The sequence below is a fragment of the Borreliella afzelii genome, assembly GCF_014202295.1.
Taxonomy (GTDB): Bacteria; Spirochaetota; Spirochaetia; order Borreliales; family Borreliaceae; genus Borreliella; species Borreliella afzelii.
This window is the reverse complement of sequence record NZ_JACHGM010000002.1, coordinates 223,039-235,358: the sequence shown is the minus strand read 5'-3', so window position 1 is coordinate 235,358 and position 12,320 is coordinate 223,039. Positions and strand designations below refer to the sequence as shown.

Annotated in this window: 8 protein-coding genes, 3 tRNA genes and 2 pseudogenes; 11 read left to right on the top strand and 2 right to left on the bottom strand. The window is 26.8% G+C overall.

Annotation, left to right across the window (positions count from 1 at the left end; all coding sequences use genetic code 11):
- Nucleotide 1: 1 nt before the first annotated feature.
- Nucleotides 2-1,519 (bottom strand): UDP-N-acetylmuramoyl-L-alanyl-D-glutamate--2,6-diaminopimelate ligase, encoded by a 1,518-nt coding sequence (locus HNP63_RS03295; protein ID WP_011600887.1) that lies wholly within the window; start codon nt 1,517-1,519, stop codon nt 2-4.
- Nucleotides 1,520-1,633: 114 nt separating this feature from the next.
- Between HNP63_RS03295 and HNP63_RS03290 the strand changes: the two genes are divergently transcribed.
- From HNP63_RS03290 to HNP63_RS03260, 7 genes are all read left to right on the top strand, one after another.
- Nucleotides 1,634-1,706 (top strand) — tRNA-Cys (locus HNP63_RS03290).
- An 85-nt stretch (nt 1,707-1,791) separates the two neighbouring features.
- On the top strand, nt 1,792-3,030 hold the full coding sequence (locus tag HNP63_RS03285; protein ID WP_044051961.1) for a hemolysin family protein: 1,239 nt from the start codon (nt 1,792-1,794) through the stop codon (nt 3,028-3,030).
- A gap of 52 nt (nt 3,031-3,082) precedes the next feature.
- Nucleotides 3,083-4,018 carry an FtsH protease activity modulator HflK gene (gene hflK / locus HNP63_RS03280; RefSeq protein ID WP_004790256.1) on the top strand — a complete coding sequence of 312 codons (936 nt, stop codon included), beginning with the start codon at nt 3,083-3,085 and terminating at the stop codon, nt 4,016-4,018.
- The gene (gene hflC, locus HNP63_RS03275) at nt 4,019-4,990 is read left to right on the top strand and encodes a protease modulator HflC (RefSeq protein WP_004790440.1); all 972 of its coding nucleotides are present in this window, start codon (nt 4,019-4,021) and stop codon (nt 4,988-4,990) included.
- A 266-nt stretch (nt 4,991-5,256) separates the two neighbouring features.
- A tRNA-Phe gene (locus tag HNP63_RS03270) sits at nt 5,257-5,329 on the top strand.
- A 19-nt stretch (nt 5,330-5,348) separates the two neighbouring features.
- Nucleotides 5,349-5,421 (top strand) — tRNA-Phe (locus HNP63_RS03265).
- A 28-nt stretch (nt 5,422-5,449) separates the two neighbouring features.
- A complete protein-coding gene (locus HNP63_RS03260) occupies nt 5,450-7,000 on the top strand; it encodes an HD domain-containing phosphohydrolase (protein WP_073999186.1) in 1,551 nt (516 codons plus the stop codon).
- Between the two features lie 4 nt (nt 7,001-7,004).
- On the opposite strand, the gene rsmD is transcribed toward HNP63_RS03260, so the two are convergent.
- Complete coding sequence (gene rsmD, locus HNP63_RS03255; RefSeq protein WP_183227198.1) at nt 7,005-7,574, bottom strand: 16S rRNA (guanine(966)-N(2))-methyltransferase RsmD; 570 nt, start codon at nt 7,572-7,574, stop codon at nt 7,005-7,007.
- Between the two features lie 52 nt (nt 7,575-7,626).
- Between rsmD and HNP63_RS03250 the strand changes: the two genes are divergently transcribed.
- The 4 genes and pseudogenes from HNP63_RS03250 to HNP63_RS06790 form a co-directional block, all read left to right on the top strand.
- Nucleotides 7,627-8,463: a UTP--glucose-1-phosphate uridylyltransferase gene (locus HNP63_RS03250; protein WP_004790472.1), complete on the top strand. Its 837-nt coding sequence runs from the start codon at nt 7,627-7,629 to the stop codon at nt 8,461-8,463.
- A pseudogene (locus tag HNP63_RS03245) lies at nt 8,450-10,199 on the top strand (BB_0208 family protein). Before HNP63_RS03250 ends, HNP63_RS03245 begins: the two are co-directional and overlap by 14 nt.
- Nucleotides 10,200-10,225: 26 nt before the next feature.
- Nucleotides 10,226-10,993, top strand: a complete 768-nt coding sequence (locus tag HNP63_RS03240; protein WP_011600893.1) for a tetratricopeptide repeat protein — start codon at nt 10,226-10,228, stop codon at nt 10,991-10,993.
- A pseudogene (locus HNP63_RS06790) lies at nt 10,986-12,320 on the top strand (hypothetical protein); the annotation flags it as partial. The gene HNP63_RS03240 and the pseudogene HNP63_RS06790, both read left to right, overlap by 8 nt.

The following is a 12,320-nucleotide window of genomic DNA, read 5'->3' as shown; positions in this document are numbered from 1 at the left end:
ATCACTTCTCCTTTTCTAAACTTAAAATAGCATTTTTAACTACCTCTTGTTCATTCCAAAAAACTTCTCTATTTTTATAAATTATTGAGCTTTCATGACCTTTGCCTAAAACTACAACCAAATCTCCTGCCCTTGCAAGGCTTATTGCTTTTTCAATAGCCTGCTTTCTATCGGGAATAAAAAATAAATCCTGATTTACAACTTTATTCACAATCCCTTTTGCAATATCTTTAATTATACACATACTATTCTCGCCTCTTGGATCTTCATCGCAAAGTAATATTAAATCAGAATAAATATCTGAAATTTGTCCTTGCAAAAATCTTTTTGCAACATCTCTTTCTCCTGCAGAGCCAAAAACAGAAATTAATCTATTTGTGGCAAATCTTTTAAAAATGGGAAAAAGTTTAGAAAAAGCACCGGGGGTATGGGCATAATCAATTATTACAGAAAAATTTTGCCCTAAATTAATGCTATCCATACGCCCATCAAGACTTTTAATGCAAACAAGCTTGTCAACAATGTCTTGAATATCGCTATTTAAAATTTGAGAAACCAAAATAAGAGCGGCCATTACATTCTCAACATTAAAGCTTCCCAGCAGATTAACATTAGCAAAATATTTAACCCCTTTGTAATAAAATTCAAACCTGGTAGAATCTATTTTCTCATCAATAAAACTGACAAAAAAATCCGCTTGACTACTTTTTAAGCTATAAGTAAAAGATTTTTTAACAGCATTTTTAAACTCAGAAGAATAAAAGTCGTCAAGATTAATAACACCAAAACCAGCATCATCACTAACAGATCGGAAAAGGCCTAACTTTACATTCAAATAATTTTGAATTGTACCATGAAATTCAAGATGCTCATGCCCAATATTAGTAAAAACAGCTGCAAAATAATTAACATCAATAAGTCTTGCCGTTTTAAGATCAAGTCCATGGGAAGTAGATTCAAGAATTGCATATTGAACCCCATTTTTAACCATATTGCTTAAAAATGCATGTATTTCTGTTGACTCGGGGGTTGATTGTCTGTAAGGATTTTTAATCAAGCTCCCACTCCCATCATCAAAAAATACCGTCGATATAAAACCTACTTTAACACCCTTTTTTTTTAAAAGCAGGTATATATAATAGCAAACAGAACTTTTACCATCAGTGCCAGTGACTCCAATAACTTTTAATTTTTTTGAAGGCTCATCATAAAATACATTTGAAAAATTAGACATAAATTTTCTTATGCTAAAGTCATCTACTTTAATATAAGTAACATTGGGGCTGTAAAAATCCATATCTCGTGAATGCACAATAACATTGCTGCCATTTTGAATTGCCATTTCAATAAAATCATGTCCATCAAAACGAATTCCTGGGAGAGCAAAAAACACAAAACCAGGCAAAACTAATTTAGAACTATAAGTAACTCCTGATATTTCTAAATCAAGAGAACCTTTTACATATTTTATTAAATCTTGATCCAATTTTAATAAAACGTCATTAAGTTTTTTATTCATACATTAAAATTTTACATAAAACTAATAAAAATAGCTAAGAAATTCAAAATAATGCTTCAATAGAAAATATATTTACAATTTTCTATTTTTTTAATAAACTAAGCAATGTTACAAGGCGCTGTACCCAAGTGGCTAAGGGAGAAGTCTGCAAAACTTTGATTCGCCGGTTCGATTCCGGTCAGCGCCTTCTAAAGTCAAATCAAAAATATTTTTATTGTTTAAGAGTATAATTTAAAGCATTTTTATTAAAGATAAATTAAAATAATAGATATATGTTAGAATTAATCTTGATATTACTATTTATAATATTATCTGCTATTTTCTCGGCATCTGAGACAGCTTACACTTCTTTAAGCATGATTCAGATACAAGATATAAGAAAAAAAGGAAAATCAGGAATATCGGTGTATAACTTGGTTCAATCTCCTTCAAAATTAATCACTACTATTCTTATCGGCAACAATATATCAAATATTGTAGCAAGTACACTTACAACAAAATTTGTACTTGAAAAATATGGAAATAACGCTCTTGCAATATCAACAGGCCTAATAACAATAATAGTTCTAATTTTTGCAGAAATACTTCCAAAACAAATTGCAATTCTAAATAATGAAATCATTGCTTTATCTACTTCATTTTTTTTAAAGCCATTAATTTTTATATTTACTCCACTAATATACATAATAAACAAGATAATAAAAAAAATATTAACAATCTTTAAAATTAAAACAAGTCATAAAATGACTAAAGAAAGCATAAAAAATATGCTTTCTTTAGCAGGAAATTTAGGAATTTTAAAAAACGACTCTAGAATATTTATGCAAAAAATGTTAGACATAGATCAAGTAAGAGCTTCTGAGATTATGACTCACAGAACAGAGGTTTTTTCACTCTCAAGCTCATCAAAGCTAAAAGATGTAATCAAATTGATCAAAGAAGAAGGATACTCTAGAATTCCTATATACAAAAGGCAAAGCAGGGAACAGATAATTGGAATTTTAATAGCTAAAGACCTTATAGAGATAAATAAAAAGGATATGAATAAAAACATTTCTCAATTTATTAAACCGGCTGTATTTGTACAACAAAACAAAAGAATAAAAGACATATTAGATATTATGAGGAAAAAGCAAAAAATAATGGCAATCGTAATTGACGAGTATGGTGGTTTTTCAGGAATACTTACAATAGAAGACATAGTAGAAAAAATTTTTGGAGCAATATCTGACGAGTACGACATTAAAGAGGAAAAGCCTCTGATTACACAAATCAACGACAATACTTACTCAATACTTGGAGAAACTACTTTTGACGAGATTGAAGAGATAGTTGGAATATCTATCAAACATAAAGAGTATACAAATACAATTGGAGGATACTTAATAGATTTACTTGATAAAATACCCAAAAAAGACGAAACCGTAAAAACAACTGATGGAGAATATTTTATTAAGGAAATTCAGAATAATAAAATCGAAACAATAACTTTTATCAAGGCTAAAAAGTAACAATAAAATTGGATTACAAAATAAAAATAATTAAAAACATTGGGAGAATCAAATGTTTAACATAAAACAAATTTTTAATAAAACTTACGAATATTTAATAATTATTATTACTTTAATACTAATATTAATAATAGTTATTGCAAATGTATTCATAGTCGGGCCATCAGAAGAAGCAATTGTGCTTCGTCTTGGCAAGCTTAACAGGACTCTTGATTCAGGAATACATTTGAAGATTCCATTAATTGAGGAAAAATTTATTGTACCTGTAAAAATAGTCCAGGAAATTAAATTTGGATTTATAATATCTCCAAACGATATTAGAGAAAATAACAATACAAGCGATGAAAGCATGATTATCACTGGAGATTTAAATATCATAAATATTGAATGGTTAGTACAATATAAAATAAGAGATCCTTACTCATTTAAATTCAAAGTAGAAGACCCTGAGACAACAATTAAAGATATTGCAAAGTCATCAATGAATAGATTAATTGGAGACAATACCATTTTTGAAATAATAAATGACAACCGAGTAGGAGTTACAGAAGGCGTGAAATCTTCTATGAATGAAATAATAGATAATTATAATCTAGGCATTGATGTGGTTCAAGTACAAATTAGAAATGCCTTGCCCCCAAAAGGAAAAGTTTACGAAGCTTTTGAAGATGTAAACATTGCCATTCAAGACAAAAATAAATACATAAACGAAGGGAGAAAAGAATTTAATCAAATAGTTCCTAAAATTAAAGGGGAAGCATTAAAAGTTATTGAAGAAGCCAGAGGATACAAAGAAAGCAGAATAAACAATGCATTAGCAGACACAGAAATTTTTAATGCCATACTAGATGCTTACTTAAAAAATCCCGACATTACAAAAGAAAGACTTTACAATGAAACTATGAAAGAAATACTTGAAAACAAAGATAATATTGAATTAATTGACAAAAACTTAAAAAATTTTCTACCATTTAAAGAGGTAAAATAAATGAAATTTATAATAAATCTTTTATTATCTACTATAAAAATCATAACCTTTACAATAATAGTTTGCTTAACCATTTTGTCTATTTTTCAACCAATTTATATTTTAAAAGAAAATGAAATTTCAATAACCACTAGACTTGGAAAGATACAAAGAACCGAAAGCTTAGCTGGGCTTAAATATAAAATTCCATTAATTGAAAATGTACAAATATTTCCCAAAATTATTCTCAGATGGGATGGAGAGCCTCAAAGAATCCCAACAGGGGGAGAAGAAAAGCAATTAATATGGATTGATACAACAGCTAGATGGAAAATTGCAGACATAAATAAATTTTATACAACAATAAAAACAATGAATAGAGCTTACGTTAGAATTGATGCGGCAATTGAACCCGCTGTTAGAGGAGTTATCGCAAAATATCCTTTGCTTGAAATTATAAGAAGCTCAAACGATCCAATTCAACGTTTGTCTAATGGAGTACTCACCCCGCAAGAAACAAAAATTAATGGTATTTACAAAATAACAAAAGGGCGAAAAATAATCGAAAAAGAAATAATTAATATAGCAAACAACAATACCAAAGATATTGGAATTGAAATTGTAGATGTACTAATAAGAAAAGTTACTTATGATCCAAGCCTTATTGAATCTGTAAACAATAGAATGATTTCAGAAAGACAACAAATCGCAGAAGAACAAAGAAGCATAGGATTGGCTGAAAAAACAGAAATTCTTGGAAGCATAGAAAAAGAAAAGTTAAGCCTATTAAGTGAAGCAAAAGCAACTGCTGCAAAAATAAAAGCTGAAGGGGACCAAGAAGCCGCAAGAATTTATTCAAATACATATAGCAAAAATATTGAATTTTACAAATTTTGGCAGGCATTAGAAAGCTATAAAGCAGTATTAAAAGATAAAAGAAAAATTTTCTCAACAGATATGGATTTCTTTAAATATCTTCACAAAAGAGATTGAAAATCTATTTTATAGTTTTTTTTCTTTAAAATCTATAAAATAGAAATCCTAAAGTACTGTTATTATAAATAGTAATTGAAGCCTTTATTTAGCAATAATATATTACTACAACCTTTAAAAGGTTAATTAAATTTTCTAAATTGCTTATTTTAAAGCCAAAATCTAGCTATAAATCATTTTTTTAGCACTACATTCAAAAGCTAAAATTTAAAAAGAGTTGACAAACATATATACTTATGAAAAAATTAAGGTATTAGAATCAAAACGCTGCTGTAGCTCAGTTGGTAGAGCATAGGACTGAAAATCCTTGTGTCAGGAGTTCGATTCTCCTCGGCAGCATGTTCATTAAATTGCAATTGTCGCTGTAGCTCAGTTGGTAGAGCATAGGACTGAAAATCCTTGTGTCAGGAGTTCGATTCTCCTCGGCGACATTTATTTAAAGATTAAAAGGATCTCAAAGTGATACTTAAAGAAATAAAACAAATAAAAGATCTAAATGAACAAGACGTAATTTTTGCAAGAATAGGAAATTTATCAAAACTTGGTACAAGAGTAAATGAAAAAATTATTAAAATACTTGATAAAGGTAATACACCGTACATTCCTGTACTTAAAAAAGAAGAAAATGTATCATATGAAGACCTAATAAAAAAAATAAATGAAGAAATTTTTAATGATGATCTCAACTATTTAAGAGAAAAACTAATAGATAATCTAAAAGACGTATACAAACCCTTTAGAGAAGACGACCCAATATTTATTACCAAAGGGAAAAAACCGACCATGAAAATAAATACATTAATGGAGGTTGAGCCCAATCAAATTTATTGGAAGGAAATATTGGAAGGAAGCTTTAAAATACTTCCAAGACACAAGATAATATCTTTGCAAAAAATTTTATTAGAAATATATCACTATTTTGATACTCAAAAGCTTAGAACAAAAGAAAACCTTAAAGATAAAAAAACTTTAAAAAAATTATATTTATATTCTGCTAGAAGAGATTATGAATTTTTTAAAGGAAAAATTAAAACAGAAGGCGATTCAATACTGCTACACTCAGTAGACACAACAATTTATTTTCTAATTACAATTGCAAATTTGAACAAAATAAGATCTTTACAAAATGCGCCTCGCTCAACTATGAAATTTTTTCTTGATAAAACTGAATATACCGAATTTACAGAATTTTTTTATGCAGAAGATATGATACTACAAGCTGCACTTGGATCATTATTGCACTCAATAGGATTAATGCATATAACAATATTAGAAAATATAGGAAACAAAATAAGCCTTAAAGATAAAAATTTAAAAGAACATCACAAATTAAAAATAGAACACTTAGAAAAAAGTATTAACATTGCTAAGAATTTATTTAGAATAAGAGAAGATATTTCGGCTATTACAAAAATGATAATCAATGGACAAAAAGATTACCTTGATGCTACTGGATATCCACAACTAAAAAACAACAAATTTATTCATGAACTTGTTAGAATTTTCTGCATAATAGATACTTACGATGAATTGGTAAACCCAATAATAATAAAAGAAAGCGCCAATCCATTAGAGACTGTTAAGTTCCTAACAGAAAATAGTGGGAAATACTATTGGAGCAGAAAAGAGTCAAACGAGCAAACAAAAAACAAAAAATTTGACATTAAGATGTTAGAAAATTTTTTAACAATACTTGCACCTTTTGATTATGGGCAAATAGTAAGCATAAACAAAAAAAATAATAATGAAAATCTTTTTCAAGCTGCTGTTATTGAATACAAAATGAGCATCATGCCAAATTTATCCATAATAAACAAAAAAAACCAGACTTACAAAATAGAAGAAATAATAATGGATCTTGAAAAGAAGGAAATTTTAATAAAAGATACAAATGGGAATTACAAAAAAAATCCATTAAAAAATGTGGACGATTTCGCAATACAAAACAACATTCCAGAATTAAATAAAAACGAAATTCAACTCATTCTCTTTAATCATGAAAGAAAATGAAATCCTACAATATTTTCAAAAAAATAAGTTTTGATCCCCCATACCTTTTAAAATTATAAACTGAAAATTTTGATGTATTTATGTCTAAATCTTCACCGAAAGGACAATGCATAATGATATTAACTTTATCATTTAAAATTTTACCTTTTAAAATAATCTCAAGCAAATTAATCTTATCTTTATAATTAAAAGGAGGATCAAGATAAATAAAATCATAAAAAAGATCTTTTTTACTCAAAAAATCCTCTGCTCTTTGAAAAAAAAACTTATAAAATTCCTCAACAAAGCTAAAATTTTTCACTAATGTACTTTTGGTTTTTTTATTACATTCAACAAGATGGGCAAGACTTGCTCCCCTGCTAAGAGCCTCAATAGACATTATTCCAGTCCCCGCAAAAACATCCAAAAATTTTGAGTTAATAATATCTTTAAAAATAATAGAAAAAAAGGCTTCTCTGACAAGAGACATCACGGGACGAATAGCACCGGTCTTGGGAAATAAAATTTTTCTACCTTTATATTTACCCGAACTTACATACATAAGTAAAGATTTTAAAACAATTTTAAAAAACATTGAATATATAAAATTAAATTTTTGCTATAATCTTATTTTAAGAGAGAAAAGTATGAAAGGTATTATTCTGGCAGCTGGGTATGGAACAAGATTTTTACCAATAACAAAAACAATTCCAAAAGAAATGTTACCAATTTTAAACAAACCAGCCATAGATTATATTATCCAAGAATTTATAGATTCAGGAATAAAAGACATTTTATTAATAAGCTCAAGACGGAAAAAAGTTCTTGAAGATTATTTTGACAGAGAAATTGAACTTGAAAACATTTTCTTAAAAGAAAATAAAGAAAATGAATTAGAAAAGATTAAAGACAAAAAAATTAACATAAGCTTCATAAGGCAAAAAGAAATGATGGGAACGGGAAATGCACTACTTTATGCAAAGCCCTGGATAAATAGAGAACCTGTAATTGTGGCCTACCCTGACGATCTGCATATCGGAAATCCACCATTAAGCTTACAATTGATAAAACTTCATGAAAAAACTGGAAAGAGTATAATATCTATCATTGAAAATCCAGAAAATATAAACAGATATGGAGTAATAGAACTCTACAAAGACGAAATCCATGTAAAAAACATTGTTGAAAAACCAAAAATTGGAAGTGAGCCTAGCAATAAAGCATCTATTGGAAGATTTTTGTACAACTATGAATTTTTTGAACATTTAGAAGAAGGATTTAAACTACATCAAAAAGGTGAATATTATCACATTTATGCTTTAAAAAAGCTGATGGATCAAAAAAAAGTATTATATAAAAATATTAAGGGAAAAAGAATTGATATAGGAACTTTTGAGGGCTATTTAGAGGCAATAATAAATTTTGCAAAAAAAGATAAAAATTTAATGGAAATTATAAAAAAAGGAATAAATGAAAACGATTAAAAAAGATCCAGAATTTTATAATTCCCTTGCTACATTAAAAAAATACATAATCAAATATATAGAAGAAAAGGTTTTAAAGTATAGCATTTCTTCCCAACTTTACAAATTAAAAAAACCTGAAATAATTGAACTTATAAAAATTAGCAATGATTATGAAAAGGAAAAAAATGTATCAAATTCTTCGCTTGAAGAATACTACTACAAAAAAACTCAAAATGAAATAATTAAAAAATGGATATTAGAAATAGTAAGAAATAAAAACTTCACTCAAATAAGCAAAGAAGCCAACTTTAACACCAAAAAACTAGGAATAACATATAAACTAAAATCTAACAATTTTTTAAAACTAATTGAAATACAAAATAACCCTTATTATTCTCAAGAAAAAAAAGACATTTACAAACAAATTATATTGAATTTTTCTAGCAATATTAACATTGACAACTTAGAACAAACAATAGATATTCTAGTAGCTGTAAGAAACAAAAATAAATTTAAAATATTAAATATTTTAAATAACAACTTAAAAAATCAAAAAGAAAACCAAAAAGTTTTTAAATCAAGCTTAATTAATAAAGAAAGTAGACTAATAAAATTAAAAAGAATCCTAATACTTATATATTGGCCAGTTGGATGTTTAAGTAAAAATATTTTTATAAAAATTTTAATAAAACATTACAAATACTTGGAAGAAGAAATTTTAGCGCTAAAATACAATGAAATTTTAAACTATTTACGCGCAATAAAAACTTTAAGTCTTAATGAAATTTTTTACAAAGGTTCGAGTAAAAATATTAACTTTAATTATTTTTTCAGCGATTTTACACAATACACCCCAAAGGATTTTCAAGACACATTAAAGTGTTATTTATTTATAGTTGAAAAAACAATAACAAAAAAATATTTAACTTGGTTTTTCAAAGACAAAGTATCGAATAATTGGGAATCTTTCCTATATGCACTTGAATACATTGAAAAACACAAATTAATCAACATAAAAGAAAAAATCAAAGAAATTATAACCGCAAAATTCCAAACAGAAGATTTTTTTACATCTTTTGACAAAACAAATTTTAACCCTTACGAAAGCTCAATCTTATTTAAAGATAAATACATTAAAAATGTATTTATACAAAGTATTATGAGCTATGTAGAAAAAAATTCTCAGAATATAGAAACTTATGGATGGATTGCATTCTATATTTATGCTGACAATAAGGATAAAAAAATTTATTGTCAATACATAAAAGAATTTTTTAAAAAAAAACCCTTTGAAATACAAAATCAAATATTTGTATATTTTCTATCTTTTTATCCCAATATTGAAAATAAACATTTCAAGTTTATATCAGATATACTGCTTTACCTTGACGAAAATAAAATTACAATACCTAAAAAAATAATAAAAATGCAAAAAATAAGTCCCAACCAACTAGATTATCAAAGATCATATCTTTTAATAAAATCACTAAAAACAAGATCAAGAATTTTAAAAATTATTCTCAAAAATATAAGATTTAATCTTATTGAAAAACTAGAAGATGAAAATGATAAAAAATTATTACCTGCATTATACTATTTAATATATTGTGAGAATTTGGTAGAATTAAAAAACAATAAAAAGATAAAATCTAATGAAAAAAGTGGTTTATTAGAATTTATTTCTTTTTTCAAAGCAAAATTGAAGCAAAAAATAAATTTTATAAAAAGAGCTTATGAAGTCTAAAGGCATTTAATCTAAATTAATTATAATGGGAAAAAAATGAAGATTTATTTATTATTAAATAAAAATTGTAAAATTTTTATTTTATTTTTAATTTTAATATTTAATTCAAAATTAGCATATTCTCAAAGACTAATTAGAATCGGCAAAGAAGAAATGAAAAATAAAAATTATATTCAAGCAATCGAAACACTAAGCGATGCTATTAAAAAATATCCAAAAGTACAACACGGTTATTACTTTTTATCAATAGCATACAGAGAAAATAACCAACTAACAGAAGCAGAAGGAGCCTTGCTCGATGGAATTGCAGTAGGAGGTGAGATAGATTACATACTATATTATGAATTAGGAAACATAATGTTTAACAGAGGAGAAGGTTACTATCCTCTAGCAATAAAATATTATTCCAATTCTATTAAAAACAAGCCCAATTATGACAGCGCACTGCTAAACAGAGCTAATGCCTATGTACAACAGGGCAAAATAACATCTAAAGAAAAAGAATACCAAAAGGCTTGGGACTCATATACTATGGCTATTCACGACTACTCACAATTTATTACTCTTAGATCAAAAACAGAAAAAAAAGACAGTATTTTGCTTATAATAAGCTATTTAAGAAATGAAAAAATTAATCTTGAAAAACTTGACAAAAGTTTAAAGGGACGGACCGAACATATTGTATACGCAAAAGAAGATAAAAATCAAATACTTAAAGATAGTTTTAAAGACAATCTAGAAACGAATTCTTTAATTGAGCTAGAAAAACTTAATTGGCAAGAGGAGTTATACATAGATGAATAAAAAACGTACAAATTTTTCGGTATTATTGCTTTTAATTTTCTTACTTATCTTATCATTTGGAGGCTTTGGATACTATATATATCAAAGCAAATTAAATGACAAAAATCGAGAAATAATGCTAAACGAAGTTAAAAACAGTGTAATAGATCGAAACTATAAAAAAGCATATTCTGTTGCAAAACTTCTGCAAGATAAATACCCGCAAAATGAAGACATTGCAATGCTTACAAATACATTAGCAGAAATCGCCAACAGTAGCCCTTTTGAATCAAACGACTTACAAAGAGATTCTGCAAATCAAATCTTAGATAAGATCAAAGGTCAAGGCAATGTAAAAACAAATGTAAACGAAAATTTTGATATCGCATTTAATAATAGATACATTAAAGACAGCACAATAACAGAAAACTACTCTGACAGAAACGATGACGTTGGTATTGAAGATGAAGACATATCTGAATTTAAAAAAAGCAAAATCCCAGAAAAAATAAATCAAAATACACAACCAAAAAAAGAAGATCAAACAATACAACATCCAAATCCCAAATTAAATGTTAATGATCAAAAAAATTTATTTTCTTTGGAAAAATTAAAAAAAAAATTAAGTGAAAACTCAAACAATGAAAATATTTTAAACAACCCCCAAAAAATAGAAAATAATACGCAAAACACAAATTTACCCAAAGAAAAAAATTCAGAACATATTTTAAAAACCTTAGACAACAATAAATATTTAAACAATAATAATGCTATATCTTTAAAAGAGATGCCTTCAAATTCTAAAGAAGAAAGTGACCTTTCTCCACCCAGCCAAACAATAATAGGAAAAATTCATAGGCCATATAGTTACTTAATAAAAAAAGAGCTTTACGAAATATTAGACGATATTAATACTGGTAGAGTCACACTTGGAAAAAACAGATTAAAAGAATTAATTAAAAAGGGTTTAAGCAATAAATTTCAAAAAGTGAATGAGTTGATTGAAAGCTTAAAAACTAAAGAAGCCTCCAATTTACTATTAACCTTAATAAAAAAAGACATTGAGCCAAATTTAATTGATATACCAAAATATCCTTACAAAAAAGACATTTTTCAATTAAATAAAGAAAAAGAAGACAATAGAATACACCACTTAGAAGACCTTAAATCTAAGGTCTATTCAATAAAACCTGGTGATCTTGAAAACTCAAAAACACGTCAACAAGCTATTAAAGATCTAAATGAATTCTTGATAACCAATCCCAATGATGCCTATGCCTCTAAAACTTTAGCTCAAGCTAATAAAATACAGCAATTGGAAGACCTTAAATCTAAGGTCTATTCAATA